Annotated in this window: 14 protein-coding genes and 2 tRNA genes; 8 read left to right on the top strand and 8 right to left on the bottom strand. The window is 40.1% G+C overall.

Going from position 1 to position 13,995, the window contains the following annotated elements:
* Positions 1-55: 55 nt before the first annotated feature.
* The 6 genes from dnaB to ABFU83_RS02840 all read right to left on the bottom strand — a co-directional run bounded on the left by dnaB (position 56) and on the right by ABFU83_RS02840 (position 7,181).
* On the bottom strand, positions 56-1,600 hold the full coding sequence (gene dnaB / locus ABFU83_RS02865; protein ID WP_347068787.1) for a replicative DNA helicase: 1,545 nt from the start codon (positions 1,598-1,600) through the stop codon (positions 56-58).
* A 143-nt stretch (positions 1,601-1,743) separates the two neighbouring features.
* Positions 1,744-2,697, bottom strand: a complete 954-nt coding sequence (locus ABFU83_RS02860) for an acetyl-CoA carboxylase carboxyltransferase subunit alpha (protein WP_136403200.1) — start codon at positions 2,695-2,697, stop codon at positions 1,744-1,746.
* Positions 2,698-2,768: 71 nt separating this feature from the next.
* A complete protein-coding gene (locus tag ABFU83_RS02855; RefSeq protein WP_347068785.1) occupies positions 2,769-3,656 on the bottom strand; it encodes a DMT family transporter in 888 nt (295 codons plus the stop codon).
* Positions 3,643-4,719, bottom strand: coding sequence for an LptF/LptG family permease (locus ABFU83_RS02850; protein ID WP_347068783.1), 1,077 nt, complete (start codon positions 4,717-4,719; stop codon positions 3,643-3,645). The genes ABFU83_RS02855 and ABFU83_RS02850 overlap by 14 nt, the downstream gene beginning before the upstream one ends.
* A 33-nt stretch (positions 4,720-4,752) precedes the next feature.
* On the bottom strand, positions 4,753-5,883 hold the full coding sequence (tgt, locus tag ABFU83_RS02845; RefSeq protein ID WP_347068781.1) for a tRNA guanosine(34) transglycosylase Tgt: 1,131 nt from the start codon (positions 5,881-5,883) through the stop codon (positions 4,753-4,755).
* Positions 5,884-5,981: 98 nt separating this feature from the next.
* Positions 5,982-7,181, bottom strand: a complete 1,200-nt coding sequence (locus tag ABFU83_RS02840; protein WP_347068779.1) for an MFS transporter — start codon at positions 7,179-7,181, stop codon at positions 5,982-5,984.
* Positions 7,182-7,354: 173 nt separating this feature from the next.
* Between ABFU83_RS02840 and ABFU83_RS02835 the strand changes: the two genes are divergently transcribed.
* From ABFU83_RS02835 to ABFU83_RS02825, 3 genes are all read left to right on the top strand, one after another.
* Positions 7,355-8,203, top strand: coding sequence for a transketolase (locus ABFU83_RS02835; protein WP_347068777.1), 849 nt, complete (start codon positions 7,355-7,357; stop codon positions 8,201-8,203).
* 41 nt (positions 8,204-8,244) lie between these two features.
* On the top strand, positions 8,245-9,198 hold the full coding sequence (locus tag ABFU83_RS02830) for a transketolase C-terminal domain-containing protein (protein WP_347068775.1): 954 nt from the start codon (positions 8,245-8,247) through the stop codon (positions 9,196-9,198).
* A 97-nt stretch (positions 9,199-9,295) separates the two neighbouring features.
* A protein-coding gene (locus ABFU83_RS02825; RefSeq protein WP_347068773.1) for an IS3 family transposase occupies positions 9,296-10,521 on the top strand; the annotation gives its coding sequence in 2 pieces (ribosomal slippage) (positions 9,296-9,635 and positions 9,635-10,521; 1,227 coding nt in all).
* Between the two features lie 55 nt (positions 10,522-10,576).
* On the opposite strand, the gene ABFU83_RS02820 is transcribed toward ABFU83_RS02825, so the two are convergent.
* Positions 10,577-11,482 (bottom strand): FKBP-type peptidylprolyl isomerase, encoded by a 906-nt coding sequence (locus ABFU83_RS02820; protein WP_347068771.1) that lies wholly within the window; start codon positions 11,480-11,482, stop codon positions 10,577-10,579.
* A gap of 80 nt (positions 11,483-11,562) precedes the next feature.
* Here ABFU83_RS02820 and ABFU83_RS02815 point away from each other — a divergent pair, with 80 nt between their 5' ends.
* From ABFU83_RS02815 to ABFU83_RS02805, 3 genes are read left to right on the top strand one after another with little or no spacing between them, the layout of a single operon-like run.
* On the top strand, positions 11,563-11,958 hold the full coding sequence (locus ABFU83_RS02815) for an RNA-binding S4 domain-containing protein (protein ID WP_347068769.1): 396 nt from the start codon (positions 11,563-11,565) through the stop codon (positions 11,956-11,958).
* Positions 11,945-12,529: a methyltransferase domain-containing protein gene (locus tag ABFU83_RS02810; protein ID WP_347068767.1), complete on the top strand. Its 585-nt coding sequence runs from the start codon at positions 11,945-11,947 to the stop codon at positions 12,527-12,529. Before ABFU83_RS02815 ends, ABFU83_RS02810 begins: the two co-directional genes overlap by 14 nt.
* Before the next feature lie 18 nt (positions 12,530-12,547).
* Positions 12,548-13,042 (top strand): phosphoribosyltransferase family protein, encoded by a 495-nt coding sequence (locus tag ABFU83_RS02805; RefSeq protein WP_347068765.1) that lies wholly within the window; start codon positions 12,548-12,550, stop codon positions 13,040-13,042.
* Here ABFU83_RS02805 and ABFU83_RS02800 read toward each other — a convergent pair.
* On the bottom strand, positions 13,034-13,552 hold the full coding sequence (locus tag ABFU83_RS02800) for a shikimate kinase (RefSeq protein WP_347068763.1): 519 nt from the start codon (positions 13,550-13,552) through the stop codon (positions 13,034-13,036). The genes ABFU83_RS02805 and ABFU83_RS02800 overlap by 9 nt on opposite strands.
* A gap of 128 nt (positions 13,553-13,680) precedes the next feature.
* Here ABFU83_RS02800 and ABFU83_RS02795 point away from each other — a divergent pair.
* A tRNA-Lys gene (locus ABFU83_RS02795) sits at positions 13,681-13,753 on the top strand.
* A gap of 34 nt (positions 13,754-13,787) precedes the next feature.
* Positions 13,788-13,860 (top strand) — tRNA-Lys (locus tag ABFU83_RS02790).
* Positions 13,861-13,995: the final 135 nt, after the last annotated feature.

The raw sequence follows: 13,995 nt of genomic DNA, 5'->3' as shown, positions 1-13,995 counted from the left end.
TTCAAAAACAAAAAGGCATAAAAAAAAGTCTGCCGCAACAGACCTTTTACTATTTTTAAAACGGGACATCACTGTCGTCGTCAAAGCTATTCATGTTACTACCAAATGCTTCGTTGGCTGATGGCAGGTTTTTGGTGATAAATGCCGTTTCATCCATATTCATACGGGAAGGCAATTCGTCGAATGGCGAACTAAAGTCGTCCAGGTTGTCGAACTTACCGAGATTACCGATAAATTTCAGACGGATATTATCCAATCCACCGTTACGGTGTTTTGCTACAATAAACTCAGCCTGACCTTGTGTTGGCGAACGCTCTTCGTCGTCCCATTCGTCAATTTTATAATATTCCGGACGGTAAATAAAGGATACGATATCGGCATCCTGCTCGATCGCTCCGGACTCCCTTAAGTCGGAAAGTAACGGACGTTTACTCGCTCCACGGGTTTCAACGGCACGCGATAACTGCGAGAGGGCAATTACCGGTACATTTAACTCTTTTGCAAGGGCTTTTAAGTTTCGGGAAATGGTCGAGATTTCCTGCTCTCGGTTTCCGCCGCCTTTTCCACCACCACCGGCAGTCATTAACTGAAGGTAATCGATAACGATCATTTTGATTCCATATTGTGAAGCCAGACGTCTTGCCTTGGCGCGAAGGTCGAAAATGGAAAGTGACGGGGTATCGTCGATATATAAGGGTGCTTTTTCGAGGTCTTTTACCTTGATGGAAAGCTGTTCCCATTCATGTTTTTCAAGTTTACCGGTACGCAGTTTTTCGGAAGACAAACCGGTTTCGGAGGAAATCAAACGGGTGATCAGCTGTACGGATGACATCTCCAGTGAAAATAAAGCTACAGGTGCACCGGCATCGATAGCCATATTACGAGCCATCGAAAGTACGAAAGCTGTTTTACCCATACCCGGACGTGCCGCAATAATGATCAAATCCGAAGGCTGCCAACCGGATGTTAATTTATCCAGATCATGAAATCCGGTCGGGATTCCACTCAATCCTTCTTTGTTTGAGATTTCCTCGATTCTTTTTTTTGCCTGAATTACCAAACTCTGCGCCGTTTCGGAACTACGTTTGATATTTCCCTGTGTAACTTCATACAGTTTGGACTCGGCTTTATCCAGCAAATCGAATACATCGGTCGTTTCGTCGTAACTTTCTTCGATAATCTCGTTTGAGATTTTAATCAGACTTCGCTGGATGTATTTTTGCAGAATAATACGCGAGTGAAATTCGATGTGTGCCGAAGATGAAATTTTCTGGGTTAACTGGATCAGGTAGAAATCTCCACCGGACAATTCGAGTTTTCCATTTTTCTTTAACTGCGCCGATACCGTTAATAAGTCGATCGGTTGGGTGTCGTTAAAAAGTTCCACGATGGCTTCGAAAATATACTTGTGCGCGTCTTTATAAAAAGCATCGGGTTGTAAGATATCAATAACCTCGTCCACACCTTTTTTATCGATCATCATCGCGCCCAAAACCGCTTCTTCCAGGTCTAATGCCTGAGGCGGCAACTTCCCTTTTTCCAGATTAATGATGGTAGTTTTATCTACACGAATAGGGTTTATATTTTTGAGGTTTTCCATACTGCTAAGGTAGCCATTTTTTAGGTAATACGAATTTGAATTGTGAGCAATCGGATGTTCATAACCATCCAAAAATGTTAATAAGTCAAAAAAAAATCCGAAGTTGTAAGACTTCGGATGATTGTATTTGTAAGTAATTGAATTTATTCTTTGAACTCACCCATTTTGCTGTATTTATCCATACGCTGTGCAATCAATTCTTCTGTTGATAAGTCTTTTAACTCATTATATCCTTTCATGATATATTGTTCAACGGTTTTGAAAGTTGTATCACGGTCGTAATGTGCGCCGCCAAGCGGTTCCGGGATAATATCGTCGATAAGTTTTTGTTTTTTCATATCATACGATGTCAGTTTTAAAGCTTCGGCCGCCTGCTCTTTGTATTCCCAGCTTCTCCATAGGATAGACGAACAGGATTCCGGAGAGATAACCGAGTACCAGGTATTTTCCAACATGTATACTTTATCACCAACACCAATTCCCAAAGCTCCACCGGAAGCTCCTTCACCAACGATAACCGTGATGATCGGCACTTTAAGACGGATCATTTCGAAAATATTTCTGGCGATTGCTTCTCCTTGTCCTCTTTCTTCGGCTTCCAATCCTGGGTAAGCACCCGGAGTATCCACTAAAGTCACTACAGGAATTCCGAACTTCTCCGCCATTTTCATCAAACGAAGTGCTTTACGATATCCTTCCGGATTGGCCATACCGAAGTTACGGTATTGTCTGGTTTTGGTATTGTATCCTTTTTGTTGTCCGACAATCATAAACGACTGCCCACCGATTTTACCCAAACCACCAATCATTGCTTTATCGTCTTTTACTCCTCTGTCACCGAAAAGTTCCAGAAAAGTGTCCCCACAAAGGGCTCTAACGTGATCCATAGTATAAGGTCTGCTTGGATGTCTGGACAACTGAACGCGTTGCCATGCCGTTAGATTTTTATAGATATTCCTTTTGGTTTCTTCTAATTTTTTCTCGATTTGCTTGCAAGTATTTGATACGTCAACATCCGATTCAAGGCCGATGATCTGGCATTTATCCAGTTGATCTTCAAGTTCTTTAATAGGAAGTTCAAAATCTAAATATTCCATTTTTTTATACCTTTTTGGGTTTAGTTTGCCTACAAAGATAAATTATCATTTTATATTGTAGTAACAATTTATTAATTTGTTTTTATTTTTTTATAGTTCTTGGCTATGCCGTTCAGGATTACCGTAAGCAGGATTATAGCCGCTCCGACATAAAACGACGGGCTCATTTTTTCTTTATCCTGAAAAACCAGAACCGCCAGAATTATCCCGTAAATCGGCTCCAGATTAATGGTTAGCATTACGGTATACGGGCTCAGGTATTTCATTACTTTTACCGAAGCCAGGAAGGCATAAGCTGTACAAATCGATCCCAACACCAAAAGCCAGATGCAATCGGATAGCGACAATTCAAAAAACGATGGTGTAAAATAACCGCTAAACAACATATAGAGGGTTAAAAACCCAACACCGCCTAACAATTCATAAAATGTAATCACGGAAGCTTCGTGTTTTTGAGCGAATTTTCCGTTGATCACCGAAAATAATGCCGATAAAAAAGCGGATGTCAGTGCCAGAACAATTCCTTCTATATGATCGCCTTCCACATTAAAGATAATTCCCAGTCCAACAATTACGATAAGACCGAACAACACCTCGTACCAGATCATTTTCCGACCGTAGAATATCGGTTCCAGAAAGGAGGCAAAAAAGGCACCTGTAGACAAACAGGCGAGTGTTACAGAGATATTAGAGACTTTAATCGCCATAAAAAACGTAAGCCAATGCAAGGCAATCACAAGTCCGCCGAGCAGAAAACCCGCCAATATTTTTCCCGAGGCTCCAATAGGTCTTTTACGAACTAACAGAAACAGGAAAAGCAACAGCAAAGCGATCATCATACGATACCACACCAATGGTAACGCATCCAATGAAATCAATCCTCCTAAAATAGCCGTGAATCCCCAGATAAAAACAATTAAATGGAGATGTAGGTAACTTTTAATATTATCGTTTGGCATTTCTGAGGAGATAAATAGCTAAGATTCCGAATACGACATTGGAGAACCAGACGGCTACCAACGGCGGCACACTGGATTTTTCGGCCAGCGTCGCAAAGATCTTATCAAAGAAAATAAAGGTAAAGGCAATAGCGATCCCCAAGGCCAGATTCACTCCCATCCCTCCTCTTCGTTTCATAGAGGAAACGGAAACCGCAATGATCGTAAGGATAAAAGCTGAAACCGGGATACTGAATTTTTTGTATTTTACCACCAGATAGGTATTGATATTGGGGGAACCCCGTTGTTTTTCTTTTTCGATAAAGCGGTTTAACTCGCCCAGATTCATGGTTTCGGCCACATAGACCACCGGCGTAAGATCTTCCAGATCAAACTCCATTTTCATCTTCATCTGATCGCGTTTTTCCAGTTTATCGTCCAATTCTCCAATCGTTCGTTTGGAATAATTATACAAGGTATAGGTACTATCTTCCGGGTTCCATTTAATCCGGCTGGCATTAATTTTATATTCCAACTGATCCCCTTTGAATTTTTCGTAAGTAAAATTAAAAGCGATCTTCGATTCGTAATTAAAATTACTAACGTAGATAAATTCGTCTTTACTGATTTGCCTGTAAACGTCCTGGTTTTCCCTGACGGTAGGACTATTTGACAGGTAATTGTAGCGGAAATCATTAAACCCCTGACTGGCTTTAGGCACCAGAAAGAAACCCATTACCAAGGAAAACAACGACACCAGCGTCGCTCCAATAATATAGGGTCGCAAAAAGCGGGTAAACGAAATACCGGAACTCAAAATGGCTATAATTTCGGTATTATTGGCCAACTTGGACGTAAACCAGATTACCGATAAAAACAGGAATATCGGAAAAAGCAGGTTGGCAAAATATATTGTAAAGTCGTAATAGTATTTTAAAATCGCTGTTAGCGGAACTTTGTTCGCCAGCATTTTATTGATCTTTTCGGAAACGTCGATTACAATCCCAATCGGGATAAACATCAATAACATTACCGAAAATGTTACCAGATAACGTTTTAAAATATATTTGTCAATTATTTTCATCCGGGTTATCGAAAATTAAAGTTGTCGTTCGGATTATAAACGTTGGCTCATTTGTTTTACCATTTTTTCTTTCCATTGATAAAAATCACCAGTTATGATATGTTCTCTGGCTTCGCGAACCAACCACATATAAAAGCCCAGATTGTGAATCGTTGCAATTTGTTTCCCCAGGTATTCATTGGCCGCAAACAAATGGCGTAAATAGGCTTTTGAATATTCGGTATCTACAAAAGTAATCCCCATCTCATCGATAGGAGAGAAATCAGCTTCCCATTTTTTGTTTTTGATATTGATGGAACCGTTCGCCGTAAACAACATTCCGTTACGCGCATTACGGGTTGGCATCACACAGTCGAACATATCGATACCCAACGCGATGTTTTCCAAAATATTAATTGGTGTTCCTACGCCCATCAGGTAACGCGGTTTATCTTCCGGCAAAATAGCCGTTACCACTTCGGTCATCGCATACATTTCTTCTGCCGGTTCCCCAACCGAAAGTCCGCCGATAGCATTCCCTTGTGCGCCAACACTAGCGATATATTCTGCCGATTGTTGGCGTAAATCTTTATAGGTACTTCCCTGAACAATTGGGAAAAATGTCTGTTCGTAGCCGTATTTAAACGGTAATTTATCCAAATGTGCAATACAACGATCCAACCAACGGTGCGTCATATGCATCGAACGTTTGGCGTAACGGTAATCACACGGATATGGTGTACACTCATCAAAAGCCATGATGATATCAGCACCGATCGTACGTTGGATTTCCATTACATTTTCGGGTGAAAAGAAGTGATACGAACCATCGATATGCGATTTAAACTTCACCCCTTCTTCTTTAATTTTACGATTTGAAGAAAGTGAATACACCTGATAACCGCCACTATCTGTAAGAATATTACGATCCCAGTTCATGAATTTATGCAAACCGCCGGCCTTTTCAAGAATCTCCGTTTGCGGACGCAGGTATAAATGATAGGTATTTCCTAAAATAATATCGGGATTAATATCGTTTTTCAATTCACGTTGGTGTACTCCTTTTACGGAAGCCACCGTTCCTACTGGCATAAATATCGGTGTTTCAATTACACCGTGATCGGTAGTTATACTTCCCGCTCTTGCTTTTGACAACGGGTCTTTGTGTACTAAATCGAACTTCATAATTACTTTTTACAATCGGCAAAGATAATCGAATTCGACAATTGAACAGGAGGTTACTTAGAAAATATTAACGATTATTTCATCTGCCATCCGGTGTCTTATTCCATTTTTTTCATCACGACATAAAAGCCAACAGCAGTAAGAATCGTTATTCCTCCGGTTACCAACCAAAGCGTATCGAATCCATGAGCCGATGCCAGACGTGTTCCGCAATAGGGTGAAACGATATGCGCTACAGCATAAGCCAAAGCACCGAATCCCATATACGCCCCGCGATTTGAAGCTCCGGAACGTTGCACGGTTACCGTAGCCACAAAAGGCATCACCAATATTTCAGAAATACACAACACAAACATGGAAACATATAATAGCACGAATTTACCCGGTAAGACCAACATCGCAAACGACAAACCACACAAAAGGGTTCCCATGATGATCACCTGAGCCGATGTCATTTTTCGTTCGGCAAGATGCACCAGTAACATTTCCAACGCAAAAACCACGATACCGCTATAGGCCAGTAACATTCCGATATCGGCTTCCGTCAATTTATGGATTTCCTTATAAAACAACGGCAACGTACTCAGCAACTGAAAGAAGCAAATAGCATATAAAGCCGTAAGGATATTAAACCAGATAAATTGCTTGTCTTTATACGGTGAAATCTCTTTTTCGGCAACGTTCGATTCTTTTTTAAGTACATTTTCATTTCCTTTTCGATTTCGAAAATAAAAGAAAAACAAAGCTCCCGCTACAATGGCACCAATAGCATTGCCGTAGAAAAGCCAGTCGTACGAAATAAGTGCCAGCAAACCGCCCAATGCCGGGCCAATGGAAAAGCCAAGATTAATCGCCATTCGGTTTAACGAAAAAGCACGGGTAATGTTTTCCGGTTTGGCATAATAGGCCACCGAAACGGAATTAGCCGGACGGAAGGAATCTGTAATCACACTCAGAATAAAAATTCCAACCGCCAGCGTTTCCACTGTTTTAAAAAAAGGCAATATACAAAACATTGGAACCGACAACAACAAACTGGTTGTCTGCACTTTAAAATGTCCGACTTTGTCTGTTAGCCAACCACCCAACCACGATCCCGTAACGGCACCTAACCCGAAACAACTCAATACGGTTCCGGCTTCTTTCATCGAAAAATGCAAGGCCTGTGTCATATAAATCCCCAAAAAAGGCAACACCATCGCGCCACTTCTGTTGATAAAAATAACCAAAGCCAGCATCCATGCCGGACGCGACAATCCCCGGTACGAATCCAGATAGATCGTTAAAAATCGTTTCATTTTGTTGACAGGAAATAGAATGTTATAAAAAGTAACTAAAAGTACTACATTTCGATCAGACATCACACGACAATCTCTAATTTATTATTGGTCTACATTTATAAAGAGAAAAAGAGTTTGGTACATCTTTAAAATAAAGCTATTTTTGTCCTAGTATAACTTTTACATAAAAAATGAAGCCTAACACTCAACAATTAAACGACTTAACAATTCAGGTTAGAAGAGATATCCTTCGTATGGTTCATGCCGTAAATTCAGGCCACCCTGGAGGTTCACTTGGATGTACAGAATTCCTTGTAACCTTATACCAACACCTGATGGACCGCAAAGAAGGTTTTGATATGGATGGTATCGGAGAAGATCTATTCTTCCTTTCTAACGGACATATTTCTCCTGTATTCTACAGCGTACTAGCACGAAGCGGTTATTTTCCGGTATCAGAATTAGCTACTTTCCGTTTGATCAATTCCCGTTTACAGGGACATCCGACTACACATGAAGGATTGCCGGGCATTCGCGTAGCATCCGGATCATTAGGACAGGGAATGTCGGTAGCTATTGGTGCTGCCTTAACTAAAAAATTAAGCGGAGACAACCATATCGTTTACAGTTTACACGGTGACGGTGAATTACAGGAAGGTCAGATCTGGGAAGCAGCAATGTATGCTTCTGCTAAAAAAGTAGACAACTATATTGCTACCGTAGACCTTAACGGAAAACAAATTGACGGTACTACCGAAGAAGTTTTATCATTGGGTGATTTGAATGCTAAATTCACAGCATTTGGATGGGATGTTTTGGAAATTAAAGAAGGGAACAACATCGAAGCGATCATTTCGGGAATGACAGAGGCCAAATCGAGAACAGGAAAAGGAAAACCAGTTTGCGTATTACTACACACCGAAATGGGTAATGGAGTTGATTTTATGATGCATACGCACGCATGGCACGGAAAAGCGCCTAACGATGCGCAATTGGAAAGCGCTCTGGCACAAAACCCTGAAACTTTAGGCGATTATTAAACCGCCGTTCCGTTACAACCTTATTTAATTAAAAGTCGACAATGAAAAAATATACCAACACAGGAAATAAAGATACCCGTTCCGGTTTCGGAGCAGGATTAACCGAATTAGGACAAAAGAATGAAAATGTAGTGGCTCTTTGCGCCGATTTGATCGGATCGTTAAAGATGGATGATTTTAAAAAGAACCATCCGGAGCGCTTCTTCCAGATCGGAATTGCCGAGGCAAACATGATCGGAATCGCAGCGGGAATGACCATTGGCGGTAAAATTCCATTTACCGGAACATTTGCCAATTTCTCTACCGGACGCGTTTACGATCAGATTCGTCAGTCGGTAGCCTATTCCGATAAAAACGTAAAAATCTGTGCTTCGCACGCTGGTTTGACATTAGGAGAAGACGGAGCTACCCACCAGATTCTGGAGGATATCGGTTTGATGAAAATGTTACCGGGAATGACTGTGATCAATACTTGCGATTATAACCAGACCAAAGCAGCCACTTTAGCTATTGCCGATCATCACGGTCCGGTATATTTGCGTTTTGGCCGTCCGTCTGTTCCAAACTTCACACCGGAAAACGGAACTTTCGAAATTGGAAAAGCGGTTTTACTAAACGAAGGTACTGACGTAACCATTATCGCTACCGGACACTTAGTATGGGAAGCATTGGTAGCTGCCGAAGCTTTGGAAGCAAAAGGAATCAGTGCAGAAGTGATCAACATCCACACCATTAAACCATTGGACGAAGAAGCAATTCTAAAGTCGGTTGCTAAAACCGGATGTGTGGTAACAGCCGAAGAGCACAACATGCTTGGCGGTTTAGGCGAAAGCGTTGCCCGTACCCTATCGCTACACCACCCTGCACCACAAGAATACGTTGCTGTTCAAGACAGTTTTGGCGAAAGCGGAACTCCGGATCAGTTAATGGAGAAATACAAACTTAACAACGAAGCGATTACCGCTGCTGCTGAAAAAGTGGTAAAACGAAAATAATTACAGATCAAGCATAAAAAAAGCCTCCACATTTGCGGAGGCTTTTTTTATAACTTTGTCCCGTCCTGAAATAAGTTGACACCAAATCGACTTTATTATGAAAGACAAAGAAAGCAAGGCTATTAAGCGTAGTCAAAAGGATTACAACATGGCTTTTAAATTAGCTGTAATTACCCGAGTTGAACAAGGTGAAATGACTTATAGGCAGGCTCAATCTGTTTATGGAATCCAGGGAAGAAGTACTGTTTTGGTTTGGCTTCGAAAATATGGTAACTTAGACTGGAGTAAACCAAATCTGTTATTTATGTCTAAATCTAAAGAAACCCCGGCTCAAATTATTAAACGATTAGAGAAAGAACTGGCCGATGAGAAACTTCGAAATACGATTCTCAATACGATGATCGACATTTCTGATAGTCAGTACGGAACTCAGATCCGAAAAAAGTTTTCTCCCAAACCATCTTCCGACTCCGGGAAGGAGCAGGAATAAGTTTGTCCAAAAGTTGCCGATTGTTTGGGATGAGTAGACAAGCTATATATCAGGAACAAAAAAGAATCTTCCATCGGGAATCTGCCTTACTCAAAGTAAAGCATCTGGTTCTTTCTTTGCGATTGGAAATGCCACGTATAGGAACACGTAAACTATATTATCTACTTTCGAAGCAATTTGATCAACAGGGTGTAAAGATAGGTCGTGATGCTTTATTTGATTATCTAAGAAGGGAGAAGTTACTTGTTAAACCAATGAAGAGTTACGCTAAAACTACCTATTCTAAACATTGGCTACACAAGTACGAAAATCTTTTGAAAGAATGTGAAATTAACCGTCCCGAACAGGTATACGTTAGTGATATTACTTATATCAAATCACATCAGAAAACGCATTATCTATCTTTAGTTACTGATGCTTATAGTAGAAAAATAATGGGATACAAACTCAGTGATGATATGAGTTCTGAAAATGTGGTACAGGCATTAAAAATGGCTGTACTGAATAGGAAATCAACATTACCACTGATACATCACTCCGATAGAGGATTACAATATTGTTCTAAAATTTATCAGAAAGTATTAGCTAAAAACGGTATTACGCCCTCTATGACCGACGGATATGATTGTTATCAGAATGCGTTAGCTGAGAGAATAAACGGAATTTTAAAAAACGAATTTTTGATTTATAAATGTAAAGACGGACAAACATTAGAAAAACTCATAAAAACAGCAATACAAACCTATAATAATAAAAGACCACATTTGAGTCTGAAAATGAAAACACCTAACTTTATACATCAAAAAAACCAGCCAGAAAACCTGACTGGTTAATATATTTTTATTCTAAAATCTGTCAACCTATTTTAGGACGACTCACTTCTATTTACTAGTGACAACTTGGGTCTAAATGTCTCTTTTTACCGTTACTATTCGGAGTGTCACAGGTTGGAATTTGATCAAATGAATATTGTGCTCCGGTTGTTGATCCCGGTATACGGATTTCATCTTTAGTTAAAACCCCATCGTTATCATCATCGATATCAAAAACATCGGCTACACCATCGCCATCCGTATCGATTAAGGCACCATTGGCATCAAAACCGTATTCGTAACGCGATAAAACACCGTCTCCATCCTGATCCAGGAACTGGATATCGAACAACTTAAATGTAAACACCAATGGCGAATATTCCGGAATACTTCCCACATAACTGGAATAATATCCTAAACCGGAAGGCAGGAATACCACACCGGCTCCGTAATCTTTATAACCTAAAGTTCCATCCGGATTTTCAACAGACGTCCCTCTTTTAAATTCCGGGAAGATATATTCCCAACCTTTAATAGCTCCCAAAAGGTTAATTTCAGTTGCATTTGGCGCATAATCAAACTGACCGTCCGTTAGTAACAATCCTCGATAAGACGTATATACTTTATCAATACCACAAGGTGCATCTCCTGTACCTGCAGCAAGTTTCAGATAATATACCTTATATTCTATATTGTGCAGTTTTACAATTTTAGTTTGTAACGGATAGGTTGTCTGATCCCAGATAGAAACCTGCGAACCGCCGTCAGGGATAGCCGTGATAGTTGTTTCATTCACATCACCATTCACATTATGAGTTACCTCAATATAATGTGTTTTCAAATAATTTTCAATAGCTACGATATCTGAAGCAAATTGTTGACCGTAATCCCGGACTTCAACAGTAGAATTACCATTATCGTCACAGGCAAAAAGAGTAGCCATTAACAATGCACTTCCCACTATCTTAAAGAATCTATTCATTATTACTAAAATTTAACGGTGCAAGATACAATTTTCCTTTATTTTTGTTTTAATATTAACATCGAATTTTGAATTTTCATATGAGAGTGGATAAATATTTGTGGTGTGTCCGCTACTACAAAACGAGAAACATTGCTACAGAGGCATGTAAAAAAGGACATATCACCGTAAATGGGCAGGCTGCCAAACCTTCACGGGAAGTTTTTCCTACCGATAAAATTACCTTACGCAGAGACCAGATCAACTATATTTTAACCGTTTTAGACATTCCCGCGAATCGGGTTGGTCCAAAACTGGTCGATATTTACCGTAAAGACGAAACACCGGCTGAGGCTTTTGAACACCTGGAATTACTTCGTCTTTCCAAAGAACACTATAGAGCTAAAGGTACCGGACGACCAACTAAAAAAGACCGTCGCGACATTGACGATTATACCGACGAACCCTCTATTGATTTTGAAGATGACAACATTTAACAAAGACTACTGGGAAAACCGTTACCAAAACGACGAAGCCCCCTGGGACACCGGTTCGGTGACTGCTCCGATGAAAGCGTATATTGATCAAATAACAGATAAAAACCTGACGATATTAATTCCGGGTGCCGGCAATGCCCATGAACTGGATTATCTTTTTTCGCAGGGTTTTCATAATGTCTATGTGATTGATCTGGCACCAACACCATTAGAGAACATTAAATTACGAAATCCGGATTTTCCGGATGCGCAATTAATTCAGGGTGATTTTTTTGAGTTAAAGCACACTTTTGATCTCGTATTGGAACAAACTTTTTTTTGCGCGTTGTCACCGGAATTACGTCCTCAATATGCTGCCAAAATGCACGAAATTCTAAATCCGGGTGGCAAAATAGCAGGATTATTATTTGATTTTCCACTAACCGAAGCCGGACCTCCATTTGGCGGAAGCGAAACCGAATACCGCAAGCTATTTTCGGATACTTTTACAATTAAAACACTGGAAAGAGCACACAATTCGATAAAACCAAGACAGGATCGGGAACTGTTTTTTATCTTTGAAAAAAAATAACACAACAACACAACAACCATGAAGAATATCATTCTGACACAACAGGAAATTAATCATAAAACCAAGCGAATCGCATATCAGATCTACGAAACCTTTGCCGACGAACAAGAAGTGGTTTTGGCCGGAATTGCAGCCAACGGTTATATTTTTGCGCAGAAAATAGCCCGCGAACTAAAACAGATTTCCGATCTTAACATTGTACTGTGTGAGGTTAAAATAAACAAAACACAACCACAGGAAGCCATACAGACTTCGTTAACTCCGGCGGAATACGCAAACAAAAATCTGGTATTAATCGACGATGTCCTAAACTCCGGCACTACTTTGATCTACGGCGTAAAGCATTTCCTTGACGTACCGTTAAAGAAATTTAAAACCGCAGTACTGGTAGACCGAAATCATAAAAAATACCCGGTAAAAGCCGATTTTAAAGGATTATCCTTATCGACTTCCCTATTGGAACACATACAAGTGGTTTTCGAAGAGTCGGAAGAATATGCTTATTTAAGCTAAAAGCCCTTTTATCTCATTTACAATAGCGTCAGGATTTTTACCATCGACCGATACGACATGTTTGGCCTGATGGTAAAAATAGCTCCTGTCGAAAAGGTGCTTTGCAATAAACTCCTCTACTTCTTGATCATTTAATCCGGCTAATAACGGTCGGTTGTGGCGTTCATTTTCCAAACGCGCCAGCAGCTCTTTTATGGAAGCTTTCAAATAAACCGATGTAATTCCATCCAATTGTAAAAACTCGTGATTATTGGCATAGCAGGGAGCGCCACCGCCAAGGCTTAGTATAAAATTATCGTTTTCGGCGATAAACGATTTGAGTTTTTCGTGTTCGAGTTTACGAAATTTGATTTCCCCGGATTCGGAAAATAATTCCGGGATGGTTTTTTGGGTTGCTTCTTCAATAATTTGATCCAGATCGAAAGCCGGAATCGAAGTCTTTTGCGACAATAATTTCCCAATTGTTGACTTCCCCGATCCCATATAACCTATAAGAATAATTTTATACATATCAATAAATGTCTCGTTAACAGAAACTTAAAAATTGGCTTTAAAAAAAACACAAATTTAAACCAAAAAAGTCTTGGATAATAAAAAATAGGCCTTATATTTGCACCCGCAATCAGGAAATGATTACAGACTCGGTAGCTCAGCTGGTAGAGCACATCACTTTTAATGATGGGGTCCTGGGTTCGAATCCCAGCCGGGTCACAAAAATGACCTAAATTTATTTCTTGAAAGCACAGACTCGGTAGCTCAGCTGGTAGAGCACATCACTTTTAATGATGGGGTCCTGGGTTCGAATCCCAGCCGGGTCACGCTGAATCCCAGCGGGATCACAGATTGTCAGAAAAAGCACACTAATAGTGTGCTTTTTCTATTTAAAATTATTTCCAAAGCACATTTCTAGTAAAAAATAAACTAAGAAAAACCATATTAATTTAAGTAATATG

The organism is Flavobacterium sp. WV_118_3, from assembly GCF_039778605.1.
GTDB lineage: Bacteria > Bacteroidota > Bacteroidia > Flavobacteriales > Flavobacteriaceae > Flavobacterium.
This window is presented reverse-complemented; position numbering and strand designations above follow the sequence as displayed.